The following is a 21,832-nucleotide window of genomic DNA, read 5'->3' on the forward strand; positions in this document are numbered from 1 at the left end:
TATCTCGTATCTCGTATCTCGTATCTCGTATCTCGTATCTCGTATCTCGTATCTCACATATCTTTTCTTCCATACACAAAAAAGAGCACCGAAGTGCCCTTATCAAATTTCAAGCTAGCTATTAATAACTAACGATTATTGCCATACAGCTGCAAGTGAATCCATCAGGCCGCTCGTGGCACCTTGTGACTGTAATGCTTGAAGAATGATTGGCGCAAATGTCGTAACCATTGATGGATCCATACCTAATCCAGAAAATGCACTTTCAACGGCACCTTGTGAGCTTAATAGCGATGATAGACCTGTAGACTCTAGGCTCGACATGCCAGGAATAAGTGATGCGAGTTCTTTGTTGTCGACTGTGCCTAGTGAGTTTTGTGCAAGGGCTAACATTGAACCAATACCACCAACTGCTTGGTCGCTAGTAACAGAAGCTTGGTCAGCTACTGTATCCACAAGAGGTGTTGTTTCGTTCTGTTGAGACCACATATTCACTGCCGCCATTAGTGCAGTTTGGGATAGTTGGGAATAGTTGGTATCTGATGATGAACTGGTTTGTTCAGAGTCGCTAGTGCTAGCGCAAGAGACAACAGCAAGGCTGCTTAAAACTGTGATGAGTACTTTCTTCATTATTCGTCCTTAAGTAATAAAGTAATTTACTCTTTCACTATAAACGAAAAACGGCGATGTAGTGACATCGCCGTTGGATTATTTTAATTTTATTTCCCTATAGTAGTTTGTTTTACTATAGGTTTTTTCAAAAATTAAAGAACAGCTAGAAGTTCTACTTCAAATACTAGAGCAGCAAATGGTGGGATTGCTGCGCCTGCGCCACGCTCACCGTATGCTAGATCTTGAGGGACGTATAGCTTCCACTTAGAGCCAACAGGCATCATTTGTAGAGCTTGTACCCAACCTTGAATTACGCCAGTTACTGGGAATTCAGCTGGTTGGCCACGAGATACAGAGCTGTCGAAAACAGTACCGTCAGTTAGTTCACCGTGGTAGTGAACACGTACTTGCTTGTCTGCTGTTGGAATTTCGCCAGTACCTTCAGTTAGTACTTCGTACTGAAGACCAGACTCAAGAACCGTCACTTCTGAACGAAGAGCGTTGTCAGCTAAGAAAGCCTCGCCGTCAGCAGCTGCAGCTTTAGCTAGTTCTTGACGTGCTGCTTCACCACGAGCGTGTAGCTCTTGTAGTGCGTTGTTGATTTCGTCAATTTCGATAGCTGGCATGTCACCAACTAGAGCTGTTGCGATACCGGCAGCGATTGCGTCAACGTTTAGGCCTTCAAGACCAGAACCAGCAAGTTGTTGGCCCATTTGTAGACCGATACCGTAGCTTGCTTTTTGCTCTACAGTTTCAAATTTTACTTCAGACATGAAAAGTCACTCTTTTTGTCAGTACGAAAACAGTAAGAATACCAGTATTAGCATCGTGAAGAAATGGTTAGCCCCTGATCACTTGTGCTTTACTAAGCCCAAAATCACAGCTATGTTAATTTTTCTGCTTTGCTCCTCGTTGTGACGGAAAGATCTATACTGTTGGTACTTTGGTTTTTATACTGTAGTGATTCAACGTATAGGACGCAGTGGTATGAATCGTCGTCAAAAGAAAAAACAGCAAGTTGACCACTTTGCAGAGCTTAAGGATCGACTGCTACAGCTCAAAGTCAAATTGAGCTCACTCGATATAAAAAAAATGAAGGCCACAGTTACGCAAACTTGGCAAGCATTGCCGAAGTTGCACCAAAGGTTATTGATGGTCATAGTGCCAATCGTATTGGTCTTACTTTTCGTGCCGCTCCCAGAGCCTAAAGTAGAGGTAGTTCCATCAACATCGCGTGTCGCACTTGAGATAGACACCGTTGGGTTAAGTAAACAGCAAAATACAAAAAGTACCCCATCAGAATCTAGCACCTGGCAGGAGTATCTTGTTAAGCAAGGTGACACTTTGGCGCAGGTTTTTCGAAACAATGATTTACCGCTGTCTGATCTTAACGCTTTAGTCCGTATTGAAGGCTCTGATAAGCCTCTTAGCCAGATCCGAAAAGGCCAGCTAGTGCGATTTAAAGTTGCAGAAACGGGTCAACTGGATATTCTTCAACTAGAGAAAGGCGACACTTCGGTGATGTTTTTCCGACTGTCTGATGGTGGCTTTGGTCGAAGCAAGTAAATCAGACGAAGTTGATAGCTACCTATTCTTTGATAGAAAAGAGCTAATGACTAGCTCTTTTTTTTGGGCGTTTGAAAGGTGCCAGCGGCAAGATAATCAGCATGATTCCGATAAAGGTCAATGTGTCTGGGATTTCATCGAACCATGCTGCTCCGATGAATGCAACAAAGACTAACCCCGAATACTCTGCCAATGCAATTTGGCTAGAGTGAGCTTTCTGATAGGCGGCAACGGCCAGACCGTTATAGCTCAGTATCAATGTTGCGCTTAATCCAATGTATCCCAAATGTTCTATGGAAACCGGTTGCCAGTACAGGAAGCATAATATCAATGAAGCTGGAACTGAGAATAATGTTGTCCACCACAGCGTCGTGACCACCGATTGCTCGCTAGGGAGTTTTCTTACTAGGACATTGAAGAGTGCGAGTGTGAGCGCTGTGCCCAAAGCAAACAGTGCTGCCCAGTGGAATTGCGATGGCCTTAAGACTATCAGCGCACCAATGAAGCCGATGGTAGTGGCGATAACCTTGCCAAGTGCTGGTTGCTCTTTCAGTAGAAACATAGCAAGAGGCAACATCAATAAGGGGGCGACGTAAAACACAGCGTTAGCAGTTGCCAAAGATAAATGGGTGATCGCCACAACCATACACCCACTGCCAATTAATATTAGCTGCCCTCGTATAAAGGTGACTTTGGCTTGCTGTAAGCGTCGTTGCTCTTTTTTCTGTTGCAGCCACAAAGGGGTGATGATAAGTAGGGATATCAACTGTCGGAAAAAAATATACTGAAGAGGCGGTACTTCGCCATTCAATAGTTTAACTGCTACGTCCGAAAGTGAGGCAAACAGGTTACCCGCAATCAGCATTAGGATACCGACAGTGATATTCGACATTACTTCTCTAATCTCATGTCTACATGTGGAATATCATCTTCCAGGTACATCTCAGAGATCGTCTTGAATCCATGACTTTTGTAGAAGCTTTCTAGGTGTTGTTGTGCGCCAATATCGATGGTTGTACCCGGCCAAAAAACTTCACAGCTTGTTAATGCTTCTTTCAGTAGTTGGTGTCCTAGGCCATCACCTCTTGCGGATTGTTTGGTTGCGACTCGACCAATACTGGCGTTGTCATAAGTCGTGCCCGGTGGCAGTAAACGAGCGCACGCTACCAATTCTTCATCAGCGTAGCCTAATAGGTGTTGAACACCTGCGAGTGTGTCTTTACCGTCAAGCTCCGGATAAGGACAAGTCTGCTCAACCACAAATACATCTACTCGTAATTTAAGTAATTGATAAAGTTGTTGCGTTGAAAGTTCTGTAAAGGGAAGTGAGTACCAATTGATCATGTTTATATCCAGAGATTATCGATGATCTGAATGTACTATGCGTGATGATTATTGGCATTAACTATTGTTAATTCTACCTTTAATTCTGCTAAGGCTTATCGAGGTTATTCCTAGGTAGGCTGCAATCTGGTTGTTGTTCAAGCGCTGTTCCAGATCGGGATAATGTTCGCAGAAAAGTTGGTAACGTTGCTCTGGGGTGTAGAGTAGCATAAAGCGTTCTTTGTTTTCTTTATGCATCAGTTGAGTTTCTAACAACTTTAAATACAAGGGGTTATTCGATGAACGCCACTCAGTTAGGGCTATCATTGGAAGTTCTAATAGCGTGATTGGCGTTAAAGTTTCCAGTAGATAAGGGGAGGCTTGCTTTTTTATTAGGCTCTCAAAACCGATGATCCAATCTTGTTCCCAGTAGAACTCTTTGCTGTATTGTTTACCGTCGTCAGTGAGGTAGCAAGCATGGCACAAGCCCTCAAGTACAAAGTAGATTGAGCTCGCCATCTCTCCTTGGTTGATCAGTATGTGTCTAGTCGGCAGTTCAAGCGGTTTCGCGACGCCTAATAGAGACTCAATTTGATTTTCAGAGAAGTCGAAGCTTTGTAATTGTTCGATAAAAGAGGTGTGCATGAAAATAACCTATCCCAAATAAGTGCCGAAATCATCGCACTTATTTGGAGAGACGTACAGAGCAGGATAAATCAGCGTCGAGCATGTTGTTCTAGATAGTCTTGAGCAAGTTTTCGACCCATGTATTTACCTAGAGTTTTCAATGGTACTTTCTTAAGGTTCACCACAATTAAGCCGTCTAACGCATCATTAAATGATGGGTCGACGTTAAAGCACACCAGCTTACCGTTCATCCCTAGATATTGGCGCAGCAGTACCGGCAGGCCTTTGCCTTGCTCCATACGTGCTAACACTTTAGAGAGCAGAGGCACACTCGCCAGTGAAGAGAGCAGGTGATTCTGCCAGAACACATGACTACTGGTATTGAGTGGTGAAGAAGGTGAAACCAGATGCGCTTTTTCTTCATCGTAGTGGTGAATTGATAAGGTGGTCGCGATCAACAGGCGCGCATTGTGGCTGTAATCATTACTGATACTGACCGGGCCAAATAGGTGGGTGTATTGAGGGTGACGAGAGACAAAGGTTGCGATACCTTTCCATAGCAGTAACAGTGAGTTAAGGCTTTTTTGATAAGGTTTACTCACTACAGAACGCCCAAGCTCGATACTGTTGTCTAACGTATCGATGAACTCTTGATTGTAGTTAAACAGACTACGAGAGTAGAGCTGATCAAGTCCGTGCTCTGCGATTAATTTGTCGACCATACCAAGTCGATAAGCGCCGACCAATTCTGCCTTCGCTTTGTTCCACACAAACAGTTGGTGGTAGTAAAGATCGTACTCATCTAAATCACAAGCAAGCCCGCTGCCTTCTCCAACTTCTCGGAAACTCTCTTCTCTGACTCGACCGATCTCACGCATTAAGTTTGGAATGGATTGGCTTGGTGTGCAGTAGACCTCAAAGTCGCCCTGATCGAGTAGTTTCATATCTTCAGGGAGTGAGTCTATTTCGATTGATAATACTTCTGGTGATATTGGCGCTATCACTTGGGTATCGAAAGAGGGCGCGTGGATTGGCGTACTCAGGCTATCTTGTTGACTCATGAGGTAGGTATTGAGTCGTAGGTAGTTGACGATATCCATCTCTTTTTCAAACGATTTTATCTCTGAATACGGAATCGATGAGCCAATTGAGATAGAGATAGTCGTAGCTTGCTTATTCAGAAGTTCACGGCCGAGTAGAGCGGTTCTTAATAGCGGATGGACTCGACCTGCTTGATAGAAAAGTTCACTGTTTTTACCATTGATGAAGGTCGGAACCGTAGTGGCTTGATGACGTTTGACGAATTTGGCAACCGATTTGCTCCATTCGATGTCTGTTAGTGTTTTTGTCCCTTTACGGTAACTCGATACTTCGCCCGCAGGGAACACGATCAACAGTCCACCGTCTGCTAAGTGGCGATTGGCATCTCGAATGGCCTTGGCATTGGTGCGTTTCGATTCTTTACTATTAAAGACATCGACCCCAATGAAAAGCTCATCCAATTCAGGCAGGCGTTTAAGTAACTCATTTGCCAACACCTTCACATCCTTTCTTACCGATCCTACGAGATCGGCAAGGATCACGCCTTCAATCGCGCCAAGAGGGTGGTTAGCCACAATCACGACAGGCCCTTTTTCCGGGATGCTTTCTGTGCTTCCCGATGCAACCGAGTAGTCGATATTGAGCGCCGACAGAGTGTAATTCATGAACTCGAAGCTAGATAACTCGTTTTGTCGATCTTGATAGAGTCGGTCTAGCTTAGATAGCCCAGTTGCCCACTCGACAACAGACTCACCCAACCCCAAAGGCGTGTAACGTGGTAAACGAAAAGGACTATCAATCATAATGAAGCTACCTTATTGACTAAAGTTGTTTAGGAAACCGTCTTGATTCTTGAAATCTGTCACACTTAAAAACCGCACCGCATAGCTAGATTTGGTTCAGCTCTATTTAATGAGTTTCGGCCAAACTTTATCGGCTTGTTGAATGTGCTGTGCTTGGTCTTGTTCCCAACGCTGCTTAATCTCTTGGTCGTAGTTGAGGTAAAGCTTGTTATCAACGATCGACCATTGATGTGGGTCACCCGGCGCAAAGTCACTTTTTGCCGATACGGCCCAAGCACAATAACCACCATATTGAGGGGCATATTTTTCAGGATTATTAACAAATAAAGTCAGATTCTTTTCAGAAGAGAAATACCAGTCCGCCCCTTTGTACTCAGTGTTGAATTTTTTACTGCCTTCAACGGGCTTCCCGGAAGTGAAATACGCGACGGTGTCGTAGCCATCGAGCGCCTTGCTGCTAAAGAATCCGGTGTAGATTTCATCGGCGGCAAATACGTAAGGGCTAACAAGTAGCAGAACCATGGTTAATAGTTTTCTCATGATGGGCTCCATCTATAGATTGATTGCGGGTGATAAATCAAAGTTAAAGCGTTGCTGATTTATCTGGCATGGTTTAATGGGCTCGCATGGCGAGCCGGGTGTATAAAACATAGAGGCTTGGCCATGCAGATTACGTAAGTGTGTAAAGCTCACGGTATGTGCGTCTTCGCGATGCATACAGGTCGCTAAATGAGGTTGTTCGTTGTGATGGTGAGAGTGAAACTGCAGTAAGTTCTGTTGATTCTTGCCTGTTGCCATAAGTTGGTCGTACTTTGCTTGTCGGTAGGTTTGCACTCGCTCTAAATCAACACCAGATGAGAAGAGTGGAGAATCGGTTTCGACTATTTTTTGTTGAATGCCATCCCACATGTAGGTGATAACCAAACCATGGTGTTGAGTTAAGTTCGGCGCGAAAGCCAGTAGGGTAAACGGGGCAAAGGAATGCAGATCGAGCTTATGAAATGCATCAGAGAGCTGACTGATATGACGACTCGATGATAGGTTCTTAAGTAACAAACCACGGCTGACCAAAGGGCCATCAGGTACAATGCCTTGATAGTTATTGAGTAGACAAAGCGAAAGCCCGAACTCATTAATACTTATCCAACTACCACCGCCACTTGGGTCGAGTGGCATGATGATATCGACACCGTTAACTCGATATTGTTTGGGCGGCATCGCCAGTGCTCGCGTCTTTTGTTCATCACGATTAAAAAAGACCTGATAGCCATTTTCTTCAAGTAGCCAAGATACTGAACACATGGTTATTGCTCCCTCAGATAACTACTGGTGGCTGGGGCATAACCAAAAGTGTTGCAGGTTTCCATGTCTAGGAAGCTGGTGATCACCTTGATCATCGCGTAATGATGATTGGCATGCAGCGCGGCAAAGGTGATCTCTCTTTCTAGCGTAGAAGGCAGGCTTGCAAACACCTGAGTATCCATCGAAACCTCGGTTTGGATCATGATGGGCGCTTCGAGATCGTTGTGGTCTAGTCGCTCAAGCCAGTTGATCACATAGCGGATCTCTTTGACTGCAATTGAGCGGTTGTATTCGACTGGATGGCCACGACGACGGGTATTGTAATCAACGGTCGCGTTCTCTTTTAAAATCAGAGCATGAAAAAGATCGAGCGTATGACGAGTATGCTCACCAATAGAGCTTGTGACGTGCGGCTTTGCTCGTGTCAGATAGTCACTGTCAGATATCGCTAACAAAAACTCTAAACCCTGATTCAATATCTCTGTCGCTCCCTTGATACTGGGAGAGGCAGAAGTGAGGGCGATTGGTTGGGCTATCGGGTTCATTCATGATCCTCGTACAAAGTTAGTCGGTGGTCGGATATTGTTGAACAAGGCGTCGCTCTTCTTGCCACGCGTGAAGCAAGCTCTTAAAAGAAGGAGGTTGATGGCCTCTTTGTTTTTGTTGAGCGCCAATATCAAAAAGAATGCGGTATTGCAGAAGTAGTGTGGAAAATATCTCTCGTAGTGGTGTGTTGCGATCCCAGATGTGCCCGGCTTCACTGCTTGCACCATTGACCTCAAGGATGGTGAAATCCTCACCTTTCATTAGGCTGTACATGTCCTTAAACTTGACGTCGAGTCGACCAAAATGGAAGCCATCGAAGTCGTCGAATATCTCATCTAAACATTCGGTTAAAGCTTGAGTTATGTATTGATTTCCGTCTCGGAAGATACTGCCACGGCTATGGCTACCTGCGAACGCAAGTTGGAATTCTTCGCCCTCTGCGAGTACTCGATCCAATTTATCTTGATGTCTTGGTAGATACAGGTGACTGAGCTGCCCAGCACGTGGGCTGTTCTCGATTAACTGTTTGAGTGTCGAGGTACCATCCCCCGTCACCATTGGCGAATATTTAAGAGTGATCGAGATGATCTCACCTTGTTTTTTGTTTGGATAACGAACATAGAAAACACCCGCTTCAGCCTGATAAGGCGCCTTTTTTTGCAATAGAAAGCGAGCACTAATTGGGAAGGATTCAATATATTGCTCAAGCTGATCTTGGTTGTTGATCAGTTTTACTCCAACACCTCGGCAACCCAGATCCGGTTTCGCCACAATAGGGAAATCGAGATCCGATTGTATCAATGCGCAGTGTGCATTTTCGGCTTGTTTTTTACTGCTGAGATCCGTTTTGGTTAGGGTGATAAACGGTGAGATCCAACGCTGACTTGAAGATCCGGCAAGGCTCAATATCTCATGCTTTGATTCGCCGACCATGCCACTGAGTTTGATGCTCGGGTTGGCGATGAGCGGCAGCGCCCAGTCAAAGTGCCGTAACCCTTGTATCAGGCTTTGAATCACTACTGGAGTGTAAAAGAACCACGTCGGAAGAAACTCGTAAGGAGAGATACTGCGCACGGTATCTTTTTCAAGCAGGGGCATGCCGGCATTAATTTGATGTGCTGTAATGATGTGAATATCTTGCGGTGAACTCATGATAATCCTCTAGAGTAGGTTTTATTCATTAATCGATTGCCGACTAGCAGCAAAGCGATGGCACACGGGATGATGATCCATTGATATTCAGAGGCTTGCAGCCACGCTGATGTCCCTAAATAGTAGATGGCAGAGAAGACAATGCCAGTCCAGATCGCTGTCGCGCTAATAACGGCAAACAAGAAAGTAGGCAGTGGTATGGCGAAAAAACCACTTAAGGTAAAACCAACGGTACGAAGCCCCGGTATAAAGCGAATGACAAAAAGACTGCTGAATGCGTTTTGACGTAATTTGGTGCGAAGCATTCGAAAGTATCGGTTGGTGAGGGCTTTGTAACGAACGCCTCTGAAATAACGTCCTGATTTACCAAGGTAATAAAGGCCAAGATCACCAGTAGCAATGCCAATGAAAATCGCAAGTAACGCATATTGAGGTGGGATGAGCCCTTGGGTCGCTAAACCTGCCGCCGTAACGATGGCCAGATCTTCAAGCAGGTAAGAAAGCGCAATAATGCCAAGCATCAGCCATAGCAGCGACTCCTCTCCTGAATTTAACCATGCTTGAATGCTCTCGACGGTGCCCATCAAATGTCCTTATCTATCCTATAGATGAATGGCTTATTGGCCATTCATTGAGTGTAGTAAATTAAATAGACAGGAGGAGCTGAGAAAAACTTACAGCGTATTGCTGCTTTTTTACGTTGATTGGATTCAATTAGCGGCTTGAGCTGTGTTGTTTAGATGAAGAATGAGCAGGAGTTTGAGGTTCGAAAGTTAAGGCTTTAAACTGTGAATTTAGACGAGAAAACAAAAAGGCTGAGTCGTTAAACTCAGCCTTTTAGACGGTTAACTATTGATTAATTGAGTAATCTATTTAGTTAGGTCAATTTGGTAAACGCCGAAGCCAACATCGTCAGTCGCAACACGTTTCATTGGGTATTGACCCTTATCTTTGATGAATTGTGCCGCTTTCTCACTTGGCGATGTTTCAAAGCGGATATCTAGCTTTTTATCCGTTTTGATTGGTGCGAATGACCAGTTGTTGTCAGCTGTTGGGCTCACTTGGCCTTGTTCTTTGCTTACGCGAGAGATGTAGTTTGCAAGTACAGTACGGTTCTCATCTGGTGCATCAAATGCGATGAAGTCTTCACCGGTACCTGGGAACTTAGCACTGTATGCACGGTAGTTGTTGGTTGCGATCAAGAAGTCTTGCTTCATGTCGATTGGCTTACCTTGGTAAGTTAGGCTAACAATACGTTGTGAGTCAGGGTTAACGACTTTACAGTTTGCATCGTATTTCGCAGGTTGAGTGACGTCGATTTGGTAATCAACACCGTCGATAACATCGAAGTTGTAAGTGCGGAAATTATCCCACTCGATCAACTGTTGTGGTGCTGTTGAGTTAACATCCACTTGGTTGAACTGACCAGCAGAACACTCAAGCCACTCTTTTACTTCGTGACCTGTTACCTTCATCGCAACTAGCGTGTTCGGGTAAAGGTACAAGTCAGCTGCGTTACGGAATGTCAGTTGACCAGATTCTACTTCAGTGAAGTTAGCTGGGTCATTTTTACGACCGCCTGCTTTGAATGGTGCAGCCGCTGAAAGTACTGGTGTGCCATCTAGGTCTGGGTCACCTTGGATGAATTGCTCAACGTAATCTTTCTGTGCAAGGTTAACAATCTGTACGGTTGGATCGTCTTGTACTAGAGACAGGAAGCTGTACATCACATCGTCTGCTTTACCTATTGGTTGGTTAACAAACTCACGAGTACCCGCGTGGTCTTTCTCTAGTGCCGTTACGATGCCTTCATCAGCAGCAGCAAGCGACTTCTTCTCTACTTTGTCGTAGATAGGACGCGCTTCCGATTGGCCCTTAACCACTTCCCACTTACCGTCTTTTTGTGCAAGTGTTAGATCCATAACACCAACGTGGCTACCCCAACGACCTGGCATTACTGCCGCAACACCGTTCATGGTGCCGTTTTCGTTGTCAACGCCTTGGATGTTGTCGAACCCTTTACCTGGGAACACGGCGTGAGAGTGGCCGAATGCGATAGCATCAATGCCTTCTACTTCAGAAAGGTAAAGCGTAGAGTTCTCTTCGCCAGCTTTGTATGGGTCTTGAGATACGCCAGAGTGAGGGATAGCAACGATAACCTCTGCGCCTTCCGCTTTCATTTGAGGCACTAACTCGTTAGCGGTCTCAATGATATCGCGAGCGATCATTTTGCCTTCTAGATTCTTCTTATCCCACGTCATGATTTGTGGTGGAACAAAACCGATGTAACCCACTTTTACTTCATGCTCTACGCCTGCAGTATCTTCAAACGTGTGCGTCTTGATGATGTATGGCGTGAAGTAGTGTTTTTTGGTTTTTGCATCGTAAACGTTAGCACTGATGTACGGGAAATCAGCGTCGTTGATCGATTCTTCTAGGAACTCAAGACCGTAGTTGAATTCGTGGTTACCTAGGTTTGCAGCCTCATAGCTTAGTTGATTCATGGCTTTGTATGCGGGGTGAACTTCACCTGCTTCGATACCTTTGTCTGCCATGTAGTCACCCATTGGGCTACCTTGCAGTAAGTCACCGTTATCAACCAATACGCTGTTGATTACTTCGCTTTGCGCTTCTTTTACTAGGGTTGCAGTACGTGCTAAGCCGATTTTTTTTGATGGCTTGTCTTTGTAGTAGTCGTAATCCATTAGGTTGGTATGGATGTCCGTTGTTTCTACGACACGTAGTTTAATCACTTCATCGGTATCTGGTGTGGTTGTGCAGCCTGCTAGAGTCAGACCAAGGCCTGCAAGTACAGCCAATGACAAAGGTTTTATTGCAACTTTCATTGTGGGCTCCAAAGTGGATGGTAGAAAATTCATTGCGTAATGTAACAAAATGCAATGAAACAATGATTACAGCTAATTTTAATCCGTGACTTAGATCGATTACTTTGTGCTGCTCTGCAATGAGCCTCCCAAATCTGTTAAATCGACAAATAATTGATACCAATTTAATAGGTCTATCTATCGATGAATTCAGTTCCTTATCAGCTTTTCGAATAAAGAATGAAATTTTAGAATTTCCAGTAATATGAGAGGCTCGTCATAATGCCTAAGTCAAGGACGTATCAGGCAGATGAATAGCAAGGACAGCTCAAAACGAAGCTTCTTTTTCTTCTAGTGCCAATACTCCTATTCACTGAAGTGGATGAGTTAAATCCCTTACTTGGCAAGAACAAGTAATGAATTGCTCGTTATGCGAGCCTTAAAGGAAGCACTGTAATGGACCAAGAACGTTTAACCCACCTAAAACAGCTAGAAGCGGAAAGTATCCATATTATCCGTGAAGTGGCGGCTGAGTTTGATAACCCAGTGATGATGTACTCCATCGGTAAAGATTCTTCTGTGATGCTTCATTTAGCTCGCAAAGCGTTTTACCCAGGAAAGATTCCATTCCCATTATTACACGTTGATACGGATTGGAAATTCCGCGAGATGATCGAATTCCGTGACCGTACAGCAGAAAAGTATGGCTTTGATTTATTGGTACATAAAAACCCTGAAGGTATCGAGATGGGTTGTAACCCATTTGTACATGGTTCTTCGAAACATACGGACATCATGAAAACTCAGGGCCTCAAGCAGGCGTTAAACAAGTATGGGTTCGATGCTGCTTTTGGTGGTGCGCGTCGTGATGAAGAAAAATCTAGAGCAAAAGAGCGTGTTTACTCTTTCCGCGATAAGAACCACACGTGGGACCCAAAAAACCAACGTCCAGAGCTTTGGCACACTTATAACGGTCAGGTTAATAAGGGCGAAAGCATCCGTGTATTCCCGTTATCAAACTGGACTGAACTGGATATTTGGCAATACATCTATCTAGAGAGCATCGATATTGTTCCACTTTACCTATCGGATAAGCGCCCTGTTGTTGAACGTGATGGCATGCTGATCATGGTCGATGACGAGCGTATGGAGTTGCAAGAAGGTGAAGTGATCGAAGAGAAAAGCGTTCGTTTTCGTACTTTAGGCTGCTACCCACTAACTGGAGCGGTTGAATCTGAGGCGAATACGCTCACTGGCATTATTGAAGAAATGCTGGTGGCAACCTCCAGTGAGCGTCAAGGTCGAGCGATTGACCATGATCAGTCGGGCTCTATGGAGCTGAAAAAGCGCCAAGGTTATTTCTAAGAATCTAAGGAAAGAAAAATGAATAGTGCAGTAGAAGCCGAATTGGCTGAACTAGGAATTGAAGGTTATCTAAGTCAGCATCAGCATAAATCTATGCTTAGATTTTTAACTTGTGGCTCAGTAGATGACGGTAAAAGTACCTTAATCGGTCGCTTACTCCATGATACAAAACAGATTTATGAAGATCAGCTAGCCGCGGTTCACTCAGATAGCCAACGAGTGGGCACCACAGGTGAGAAGCCTGACTTGGCACTGCTTGTTGATGGCTTGCAGGCTGAACGTGAGCAAGGCATCACGATCGACGTAGCTTACCGCTACTTTTCGACGCAAAAACGTAAATTCATTATTGCTGATACCCCAGGGCATGAGCAGTATACGCGCAACATGGCAACAGGCGCTTCAACGTGTGATCTGGCAGTGATCTTGATTGATGCTCGTAAGGGCGTGCTGGATCAAACACGTCGTCACTCGTTTATTTCTAACCTGCTTGGTTTGAAGCATTTCATCGTTGCAGTGAACAAGATGGATTTGGTGGATTATTCGCAAGATCGTTTTGAAGAGATTCGCGATCAATATCTAGAGTTTGCTGAAAACCTAGAAGGCGAAACCAATATTCAGATCTTGCCGGTTTCGGCGCTTGAAGGCATTAACGTAGCAACGTCAAATAAAGAGCTCGCATGGTTCGAAGGTCCGTCTTTATTAGAAGTGTTAGAGAACGTCGATATTGATAAAAAGCGTTCTGCAGGTGAGTTCCGTTTCCCTGTGCAATATGTGAACCGTCCTAACTTAGACTTCCGTGGCTTTGCTGGCACTGTCGCCTCTGGTCGTGTGAGTGTCGGTGATGAAATCAAGGCTCTGCCGTCAGGTAAAAGCTCTAAGGTTGCACGTATTGTTACCTTTGATGGTGACTTGGAATCTGCGCAAGCGGGCTTAGCAGTCACGCTGACACTTGAAGATGAGATCGACATCAGTCGTGGTGATTTGATTGTGTTGGAAAACGCGCAGATTGAATCAACTAACCACGTATTAGCCGATATCGTGTGGATGACAGAACAACCACTGCAACCGGGTAAAGCTTACGACATTAAAATCGCAGGCAAGAAAACCGTCGGTCAGGTTGAAACGGTTCGTCACCAATACGACATCAACAACCTGTCGACTCACGAAGTTGACGAGTTACCGCTGAATGGTATTGGCTTGTGTGAGTGGTCACTGAACGAGACTATTGCGTTGGATAAATATCGTGAAAGTGCTGATACCGGAGGCTTCATCGTTATTGATCGTCTGACTAACGTGACGGTTGGCGCTGGTTTGATTCGAGACCGTTTGGGCTCAGTTGAACAGCAAGCTGGTCACTTCTCTGCATTTGAACTTGAGTTTAACGCATTGGTTCGCAAACATTTCCCTCATTGGGATGCCAAAGATTTAAGCCAACTACTGAAGTCATAACGACCAAGTCATCGCTTATTGAATCAGGCGGAAACCCATCGTTTCCGCCATAAAGGACGGGTATATGTGGCAACAAGGATTTGTATTAGCGATTTTGCTTGGCATCATTACTTGCCTACTCGTAACCCGTATTAAGCCGAGCTTTATCTTTGCTGGTGCGGCGTTTATTGCTTTTATGGCAGGAATGATTGACTTGTCGAGCCTGGCTAATAACTTCACTAACTCCTCACTACTGACTTTAATTCTTCTGATCCTCGCATCGAGTGCGTTGGAGAAAACTCGCTTAATCAGCTGGGTTAGCCGCAATATATCTGAAGGTCGGCTAGGTACAGTAGTCGCGAAGTTGGGTATTTCCACCGCGTTACTTTCATCTTTTACCAATAACACGGCAGTCGTTGTTTCTCTGATCGGTGCGATTAAACGTAATCAGCAACATGCGCCTTCCCAATTGCTTATCCCGTTGTCATACGCTGCCATATTAGGTGGCACGCTGACATTGATCGGCACTTCAACCAACTTGATCATTAATAGCTTTGTTGAAGATGCGGGATTACCGAGCCTGAATTTTTTCACCCCCACCCTAATTGGCTTGGCAGTCTTGGTCGGTGGTGTGTTGATCCTTATTCCTCTAAGCTACTTTCTACCCAGTTACGATGATGGATCTCAAGATGATCTGCCTTACTTCTTAGAAGCCAGAGTTGAACCGGGCTCACCGTTAGTTGGCCGCAGTGTTAGTGAGAACAACCTAAGAGCACTGAGAAAACTCTTCTTAGCGGAAGTGATTCGAGACGGTAAAACCACCGCGTCTATTGACCCTAATTTTATTCTTCAAGCTCGTGATCGATTACTGTTTTGTGGCGACGTCGAGAGCGTAGCGACACTGCAAGAAATCCAAGGGCTGACTCTGTTTGGTCAACATCACCTTAATGGCCAGAGCTTTGTTGAAGTTGTGGTGAGCTCTTCGGCCAGCTTCTGTAACAAAACCCTGAAAACCAGTCAGTTTAGAGACCGTTTCGATGCGGTTGTAGTGGCTATTCGTCGTGGCCATGAGCGCCTTGAAGGTGGCCTTGGAAACATCACTTTAACGGCTGGTGATACCTTGATTTTGGTTCCCGGTAAACGTTTTGAAGAGCAGCGTCAGCAACACAACAAAGAGTTTGTGTTGATGAATGACCTAGATTCGAGTGCCAAGCTGGATGCTGATAAGTCGACGTTAGTTCTATTTGGCTTCGCCAGTGTAATTGGCCTAGCACTTGCTGACGTACTACCTATTATCAAAGGCTTAGCTGTCTTTCTTTTATTGCTGGTGGCCTTTGGAGTGGTACAGCTTGGTGAACTTCGCCGACGTTTTCCCGTTGATATTGTGGTAATTGTAGGTTCAGCGCTGTCGATTGCTCAACTGATGATTTCATCGGGTCTGTCTGAGCGTATGGGGCTGATGTTTATGGAAGCCTTTAATGGTTGGGGCGTGTTTGGTGCGTTAGTCGCGACTTACTTTATGACGTTGGTGTTGACTGAACTGGTTACCAATAATGCGGCCGCAGCACTCTCGTTTCCTATTGGTTACAGCATGGCTGTTGGCTATGGTGTCGACCCAATGCCGTTCATTATGGCGGTTTTGTTTGGAGCGAGTGCCAGTTTTATTTCGCCATACGGCTACCAAACCAATTTGCTAGTTTATAGCGTAGGTAATTACCACCTCACGGATTATCTGCGCATCGGCATTCCAATCTCGATTGTCTATTCGGGTTTGGTCTTGACCTTAATTCCTTACTTTTTCCCATTTTAATGCTCTTTATTTAAAGGACTCATTATGACCGCAGTACTCAAGCCAAAAGATGAGAATGTTGTGTGGCACCAACACTCGATTAATAAAACATTCCGTTCTGATTTGAAATCACAAAAGCCCGCCGTGCTCTGGTTCACGGGGTTGTCTGGTTCTGGAAAGTCGACAGTCGCAGGGGCACTAGAGAATCGTTTGGCACAGCTTGGTTACCATACTTATTTGTTGGATGGCGATAATGTTCGTCATGGGCTATGTAGTGACCTTGGTTTCTCTGAGCAAGATCGCCGAGAGAATATCCGTCGTATTGGTGAGCTCGCTAAATTGATGGCAGATGCAGGTTTGATCGTGTTGTCAGCGTTTATTTCGCCACATCAAGCGGAAAGACAGTTAGTGCGTGATTTATTGCCGGAAGGTGAGTTTCTTGAGGTGTTTGTAAATACGCCACTTGAGGTGTGTGAGCAGCGTGACCCCAAAGGGCTGTATAAGAAAGCGCGCGCTGGAGAAATCCCTAATTTCACTGGCATTAGCTCAGCTTACGAGGCGCCGCAGAGTCCTGAGATAGATCTACCCGCGGGAGAGAAAACACTCGATGAGTTAGTAGAATTGTGTATTGACGCTTTAGAGAAGCGCAACATTTTAGCCAATTGAGTTGAGTGGTATGACTGAGACTACGCTTACTTAGCCATGTATTGAATGTCCCTTTCAGTAACGTAGCCTTGGTTGTGTCGAGACTGCAAGCCTATCTCTTCAATCATATTGCTAAACAGTGTAGTTTACGGTGCTTTTCGTTTCTGTCTGTACCGTGAATTTTTGGCTCAACAGAGTAATCAGTTGGTCGTAGTACTGCATGTTGGGTTTGTTGCCAAGTAAGGTACACAGCTCATTGCCTGTTGGACTAAATCGGTAGTAAACCAGCTTAACCCCTTTTGATATAGGTGCCAGTGACATGCTCTTACCTTGGTAAGCCAAGTGTAACGCTGGATCGAAATCAATTTCACCAGACTCTAATTCAGTACCTAGAATGATACCGATCTCAATTAAGTGAAGCAGGCTAGAGTAGGGCAGATTGTGTCCACCTAGGTTGATAGTGTTGGTGGAGTCTCTTTTACCAAAGCTGAATATTCCTGCATGGGATTTAAAACCAAGTAATAGTTTCCTGCTGTTATCACTGCCAAAACTGCAGCCCAGTGAAGCTGCTCTTTGCAGAGTTAATGCTTCTTTTGGGGTCATGTCTTGCAATATTTTCAGCGCCTTCATCGAGGTTGAGCCTGGATTGGTAACTTCTCTTTTTAACACCTGAGCCCAGAGTCTTTGCATCGATGTATTATGGATCTCTTGCGCCATATCGAAAAAACGGTATAGCCAGTCCTGATCCGGGTCTCCCGCGGCTTCATCCTTACAGGAAGAGTGCGCCAATTTGAGAATCTGCTCTAGATTCTTTTGACGCAGCTCCTTACGTTTTTTCTCACGCAATAGGGCTCGTTCGATAAGCGTGCTCTCAGCTTTACCGTTTGGTTTTACACTATGAACGATTAAGGAATCTAAGCCGAAGGTTTGTGCGATATGCAGCATTCTGCTTGCACTGTCGGCAATATGAGGCTTTTTATCATGCTTATGCTGTGTATCACTTGCATGCTCAATAATTACTGGTTGTTTGGTTTCAGACATAAAAGTACCGTAGGAGACGATTTAACTGCCTAAAATGTAACTCTTTATCTTATTAGTGGCTAGATTTTGCGTGCAGAGTTGAAGACTTCAACAAAATTTTACTTTTTATAATGATAATAAAATGTTAAATTTGTTGTAATTATCAAGGGGGATTTATGAATCAAGTTAATGATAATAAGCTGAAGAAAAAGCTTGGCATAGGGGTATTACTCGTTACTTATGTTGGTTTTCTAGCTTATATGTCTAATTACATCGTATAATTTAGATGAAAGCTCTAGTTATTAAACTGTTATTGAATAATATCACTTGTTCGGTGACGGTAGCTCATCCTTAAGCCACCCCTCTAATGGCTACATATCGTCATACTCTTCAATCGCTGTGCCTTCAATAAGATAACCTGTTTGAGCTAAGTCGTGGCTTATTGACTCTGTTTTCAGCGTACCTACTAAATAGATCACATCCCATAATTGTTGTATTGGTGCTCCTTGTGGAAACTTTACGTAGATAATTTGGTTTGGCGGCGGTGGTGGCACGTGGATACATGCGCCAAAGTAAGGCACCAGCAGAAACTCTGTGATCATGTTCTCATCACCTTCTAGTGGAATCACAAAACCAGGAATTTTCACTTTGCTACCATTCAGTTCCGGACGAACTGCGCCAAGTGTCGATTGTTGTGGGCTTTCCTGCGAGTGATCGACCGTTGGCATGCCAAATGAGTCGAGTTGTGCTCGCTCTGACTCTGGAATCAAGTCAATCCAATCGAGTGTTAATACCGATTCGTCAGTCTGAGTGGTTTCAGCGTGAGCTGTGCTGATCAATGGGAACATAAGTAACCCAAGTATCAGTAGGAATTTGCGTTGCATCGTAGGTTCCTATTTTAGATTCTAATAGTCATGCCATCAGACAATGACTGACGGTAAGCCCTGAAAGCGGGAATAAAGCCGATAATGATTCCAGCAACTTGCACCAACATAAGCAGTTTCCACTCATGAGGTGTGATTGCGGATATCGATATGTTGATACCATAACTTTGTTGCACAATAGGGGCAACCACTGCGATCAGGGCAAATAAGAGTGAGACGCCAAGTGTGATTCCCAGAAAGGTCAGGGCACTGGCTTCACTGATCAGTAAACCGAAGACATGGCGAGGCCTTGCTCCCATTGCACGAAGAATAGCCATCTCTCTGCGTCTTTCTTGCAAGCTAGTGAGTAGACTACTCAGCATCCCTAACAGTCCCGCAATGACAACAAAGCCTGATACAATCAGTAGTGCTTGCTCTGCTACTGCCATCATTCCCCACAATTCATGCAGAGCAATGCCCGGCATAATAGCGCTCAACGGCTCTTGGCGGTAGTTATTGATTTCTCGTTGCAGTGCAAAGGTTTGGATCTTAGATTTAAGCCCAACCATCATGGCGGTAATCTGCTTAGGTTGGAAATCATAAGTTTTTAACGTTTCAGCATCTGGTGTGTGACCGAGGTTAGCCCCCGATTCCCAGCCAACGTGAATCGCTTCAATTGCCTCTAATGACACATGCACCGTTTTATCTACCGGTGTTCCGGTTGGTGCGAGTATTCCGACAATCGTGAAGGGCAGGTTGTCGTGGCGACTGAAGGCGACATCACTGATACCGTGCGCCAGAATGATGTGATCACCAATCTTGTAATCTAACTTCTTCGCGACATCGGCACCAATCACCACATCAAATAGCTGATTGAACTCTTTGCCTTGCTGAAAAGTAAGTGGTTGCTTACTTCCATAGCGATAATTCTCGAAGTAGCTATGATTGGTACCCATTACGCGGAAGCCTTTATGTGAATCACCCAATGAGATTGGGATCGCCCACTTTACAGCGTTGTGCTGGCTAAATTCTTCATAGCTTTTCCAGTCGATGTTGTTGGTCGCATTACCGATTCTAAATACGGAATAAAGCAGCAGGTTTACCTGACCAGAGCGGCCACCGACGATAAGGTCAGTACCTGAAATCGTATTCGCAAAGCTGCTCTTAGCTTCGGTTCTTACACGTTCCACACCGAGTAATAGAATGACTGAAACCGCCACAGTGAGAATAGTCAGAATGGCTGTGGCTTTACGGTTGAGTACGCTTTTTAAGGCTAAGTGAGTAATGACTTTCATACGACAACCTTAGCTTGGTTAACGGTTTTTAAATCTATGGTTCGAGTGAACAGTTTTTCTAGTGTTGGATCGTGACTGACAAAGATCAGGGTAGAACCCGCCTGATTCGCTTGTTCTAGCAACAGTTCGATAAAGGCTTCTCGGTTGTCATGATCCAGAGCCGATGTCGGTTCGTCGGCAATAATGATTTTGGGTTGGCCGATCAAAGCACGAGCGGCAGCAACACGTTGTTGTTGACCAATACTCAACTCGGTAACGGGCTTGTCCATTAGAGCTTGAGGTAGCTTTAATCTGAGCAACAACTCTTGAGCGGTTGCTTGCAAGCTGTTCTGACTTTCAGTGACTTGCTGCTTACGAATCTTAGAAAACTGACAAGGAAGCGTCACGTTGTCGATGACAGACAAGTAAGGAAGCAGGTTAAATTGTTGGAATATATAACCAATATGATCGGCTCTGAATTTGTCTCTCTGGCGAGGTGTTAGCTGTGTGAGATCTTGGCCAAGGATAGATACTTCGCCTTGTTCAGCTTGGTTGATTCCGGTCAGTAACCCTAACAATGTTGATTTCCCGCAACCACTAGGCCCTTTGATGAAAAGGTGCTCTTGGGCTTGGATATGCAGTGAGGGGATCTCTAGCGTTGGGGGCAATTCAGGCTTCCAACGAAAGCTGATATTTTCGAGTTTGACCACAAGTGATGAACTGTCAAAAGACATATTAGCTCCAATAATTAAAGCGGTGTCTCTACTGGACAGTTATTAGAATAATAAATTCCCAGAGCACACCGATTTGTACAGCCAAGTAAGTGAATACTTACTTGGCTGCTTATCTACGTTTAATTCAATCTAATGCTAATTAGAATCGAAAACTAATACGATCTGCGTTAAGTACTTCTTGAATTTGAGCACTGTCAGCTAGCAGGTTCACAGTCATTGATTTTGTGTTGCTGAACTTAGAGAACCACTGAGTATTCACGGTATCCAGTTTTTCAATGTCAGAACATTGGTAGTGGTACTCGACAGTGAACTCACCGTGGCCGCCTTCTGAGTGGTCATGGCCTTCGTGGTCATCATGCTCGTGTTCTGCGTGGTCATGGCCTTTGTGGTTGTCATGCTCGTGTTCTGCGTGGTCATGGCCTTCGTGGTCGTCATGATCGTGTTCTGCGTGGTCATGGCCTTTGTGGTCGTCATGATCGTGTTCTGCGTGGTCATGGCCTTCGTGGTCATCATGCTCGTGTTCAGCATGATCATGGCCTTCGTGGTCATTATGATCGTGTTCTGCATGGTCAGGGTCTTTGTGGTCATCATGCTCGCCTTCTAGCGTGTTAGTCACCGATTTAAATTTCAGCGTACAGCTCGCATTGTTAAAGCTAAACAGCTCGTCTGGCTTGTTTAATTGCGCAATCGCTTGTTCAAATACTTTCTTCTGCTCAGCCGTTTCTGGAGCATGTTCAAAGCCAACCACATCAGCGCCGGGTGCTGTCACTTCAACAAGTAGCTCTTGTCCATCTTGAGCGATGTTCACTTCAACTTTACCGTGCACGTGTGCTTCGTGAGAGCGGAATTCTTCGTTAGCTAGAACATTAGTCGAGACAGTCATGCCGATAACAACGGCTAAAATAGTAGGTTTCATG

General features: G+C 44.8%; 22 protein-coding genes. 5 read left to right on the plus strand and 17 right to left on the minus strand.

The features are described 5' to 3' along the window. Nucleotides 1–135: 135 nt before the first annotated feature. On the minus strand, nucleotides 136–630 hold the full coding sequence (locus tag ACED48_RS16740; RefSeq protein WP_017055370.1) for a DUF2780 domain-containing protein: 495 nt from the start codon (nucleotides 628–630) through the stop codon (nucleotides 136–138). 134 nt (nucleotides 631–764) lie between these two features. Beyond that, nucleotides 765–1,385: an FKBP-type peptidyl-prolyl cis-trans isomerase gene (locus ACED48_RS16745; protein WP_017055369.1), complete on the minus strand. Its 621-nt coding sequence runs from the start codon at nucleotides 1,383–1,385 to the stop codon at nucleotides 765–767. 214 nt (nucleotides 1,386–1,599) lie between these two features. Here ACED48_RS16745 and ACED48_RS16750 point away from each other — a divergent pair, with 214 nt between their 5' ends. Continuing rightward, nucleotides 1,600–2,178 (plus strand): LysM-like peptidoglycan-binding domain-containing protein, encoded by a 579-nt coding sequence (locus tag ACED48_RS16750; RefSeq protein WP_017055368.1) that lies wholly within the window; start codon nucleotides 1,600–1,602, stop codon nucleotides 2,176–2,178. Between the two features lie 43 nt (nucleotides 2,179–2,221). On the opposite strand, the gene ACED48_RS16755 is transcribed toward ACED48_RS16750, so the two are convergent. The 10 genes from ACED48_RS16755 to ACED48_RS16800 form a co-directional block, all read right to left on the minus strand. Beyond that, nucleotides 2,222–3,070, minus strand: coding sequence for a DMT family transporter (locus ACED48_RS16755; RefSeq protein WP_017055367.1), 849 nt, complete (start codon nucleotides 3,068–3,070; stop codon nucleotides 2,222–2,224). Next, nucleotides 3,070–3,522, minus strand: a complete 453-nt coding sequence (locus ACED48_RS16760) for a GNAT family N-acetyltransferase (protein ID WP_017055366.1) — start codon at nucleotides 3,520–3,522, stop codon at nucleotides 3,070–3,072. Before ACED48_RS16760 ends, ACED48_RS16755 begins: the two co-directional genes overlap by 1 nt. Before the next feature lie 57 nt (nucleotides 3,523–3,579). Continuing rightward, nucleotides 3,580–4,146, minus strand: coding sequence for a Crp/Fnr family transcriptional regulator (locus ACED48_RS16765; RefSeq protein ID WP_017055365.1), 567 nt, complete (start codon nucleotides 4,144–4,146; stop codon nucleotides 3,580–3,582). 71 nt (nucleotides 4,147–4,217) lie between these two features. Further along, nucleotides 4,218–5,972: a lysophospholipid acyltransferase family protein gene (locus ACED48_RS16770; protein ID WP_017055364.1), complete on the minus strand. Its 1,755-nt coding sequence runs from the start codon at nucleotides 5,970–5,972 to the stop codon at nucleotides 4,218–4,220. Nucleotides 5,973–6,074: 102 nt separating this feature from the next. After that, complete coding sequence (locus ACED48_RS16775; RefSeq protein ID WP_017055363.1) at nucleotides 6,075–6,512, minus strand: YHS domain-containing (seleno)protein; 438 nt, start codon at nucleotides 6,510–6,512, stop codon at nucleotides 6,075–6,077. Between the two features lie 12 nt (nucleotides 6,513–6,524). After that, nucleotides 6,525–7,274, minus strand: a complete 750-nt coding sequence (locus ACED48_RS16780) for an NRDE family protein (protein ID WP_017055362.1) — start codon at nucleotides 7,272–7,274, stop codon at nucleotides 6,525–6,527. A 2-nt stretch (nucleotides 7,275–7,276) separates the two neighbouring features. Next, nucleotides 7,277–7,819: a hypothetical protein gene (locus ACED48_RS16785; protein WP_017055361.1), complete on the minus strand. Its 543-nt coding sequence runs from the start codon at nucleotides 7,817–7,819 to the stop codon at nucleotides 7,277–7,279. Nucleotides 7,820–7,838: 19 nt separating this feature from the next. Beyond that, nucleotides 7,839–8,972: an ATP-grasp domain-containing protein gene (locus ACED48_RS16790; RefSeq protein ID WP_017055360.1), complete on the minus strand. Its 1,134-nt coding sequence runs from the start codon at nucleotides 8,970–8,972 to the stop codon at nucleotides 7,839–7,841. After that, on the minus strand, nucleotides 8,969–9,556 hold the full coding sequence (locus ACED48_RS16795; RefSeq protein ID WP_017055359.1) for a DedA family protein: 588 nt from the start codon (nucleotides 9,554–9,556) through the stop codon (nucleotides 8,969–8,971). Before ACED48_RS16795 ends, ACED48_RS16790 begins: the two co-directional genes overlap by 4 nt. Before the next feature lie 285 nt (nucleotides 9,557–9,841). Further along, nucleotides 9,842–11,818, minus strand: coding sequence for a bifunctional 2',3'-cyclic-nucleotide 2'-phosphodiesterase/3'-nucleotidase (locus tag ACED48_RS16800; protein ID WP_017055358.1), 1,977 nt, complete (start codon nucleotides 11,816–11,818; stop codon nucleotides 9,842–9,844). Nucleotides 11,819–12,217: 399 nt separating this feature from the next. Between ACED48_RS16800 and cysD the strand changes: the two genes are divergently transcribed. From cysD to cysC, 4 genes are all read left to right on the plus strand, one after another. Then, nucleotides 12,218–13,162 (plus strand): sulfate adenylyltransferase subunit CysD, encoded by a 945-nt coding sequence (cysD, locus tag ACED48_RS16805; protein ID WP_261382954.1) that lies wholly within the window; start codon nucleotides 12,218–12,220, stop codon nucleotides 13,160–13,162. A gap of 18 nt (nucleotides 13,163–13,180) precedes the next feature. Beyond that, entirely contained in the window at nucleotides 13,181–14,611 is a 1,431-nt protein-coding gene (gene cysN / locus ACED48_RS16810) for a sulfate adenylyltransferase subunit CysN (RefSeq protein ID WP_017055356.1), read from the plus strand. A gap of 64 nt (nucleotides 14,612–14,675) precedes the next feature. Then, the gene (locus ACED48_RS16815; RefSeq protein WP_017055355.1) at nucleotides 14,676–16,400 is read left to right on the plus strand and encodes an SLC13 family permease; all 1,725 of its coding nucleotides are present in this window, start codon (nucleotides 14,676–14,678) and stop codon (nucleotides 16,398–16,400) included. Nucleotides 16,401–16,424: 24 nt separating this feature from the next. Beyond that, nucleotides 16,425–17,045: an adenylyl-sulfate kinase gene (gene cysC / locus ACED48_RS16820; protein ID WP_017055354.1), complete on the plus strand. Its 621-nt coding sequence runs from the start codon at nucleotides 16,425–16,427 to the stop codon at nucleotides 17,043–17,045. Nucleotides 17,046–17,156: 111 nt separating this feature from the next. Here the strand turns inward: cysC and ACED48_RS16825 are convergent, their stop codons facing one another. From ACED48_RS16825 to ACED48_RS16845, 5 genes are all read right to left on the minus strand, one after another. After that, the gene (locus ACED48_RS16825; protein ID WP_017055353.1) at nucleotides 17,157–18,065 is read right to left on the minus strand and encodes a TIGR03899 family protein; all 909 of its coding nucleotides are present in this window, start codon (nucleotides 18,063–18,065) and stop codon (nucleotides 17,157–17,159) included. A 350-nt stretch (nucleotides 18,066–18,415) separates the two neighbouring features. Next, complete coding sequence (locus tag ACED48_RS16830) at nucleotides 18,416–18,928, minus strand: DUF3299 domain-containing protein (protein ID WP_017055351.1); 513 nt, start codon at nucleotides 18,926–18,928, stop codon at nucleotides 18,416–18,418. Between the two features lie 14 nt (nucleotides 18,929–18,942). Next, nucleotides 18,943–20,202 (minus strand): FtsX-like permease family protein, encoded by a 1,260-nt coding sequence (locus ACED48_RS16835; RefSeq protein WP_017055350.1) that lies wholly within the window; start codon nucleotides 20,200–20,202, stop codon nucleotides 18,943–18,945. Continuing rightward, nucleotides 20,199–20,915 (minus strand): ABC transporter ATP-binding protein, encoded by a 717-nt coding sequence (locus ACED48_RS16840; protein WP_004735279.1) that lies wholly within the window; start codon nucleotides 20,913–20,915, stop codon nucleotides 20,199–20,201. The genes ACED48_RS16835 and ACED48_RS16840 overlap by 4 nt, the downstream gene beginning before the upstream one ends. 139 nt (nucleotides 20,916–21,054) lie before the next feature. Beyond that, nucleotides 21,055–21,831, minus strand: a complete 777-nt coding sequence (locus ACED48_RS16845) for a DUF2796 domain-containing protein (protein WP_017055349.1) — start codon at nucleotides 21,829–21,831, stop codon at nucleotides 21,055–21,057. Nucleotide 21,832: the final 1 nt, after the last annotated feature.

Source organism: Vibrio sp. 5S239, assembly GCF_041439575.1.
Lineage (GTDB): Bacteria > Pseudomonadota > Gammaproteobacteria > Enterobacterales > Vibrionaceae > Vibrio > Vibrio kanaloae.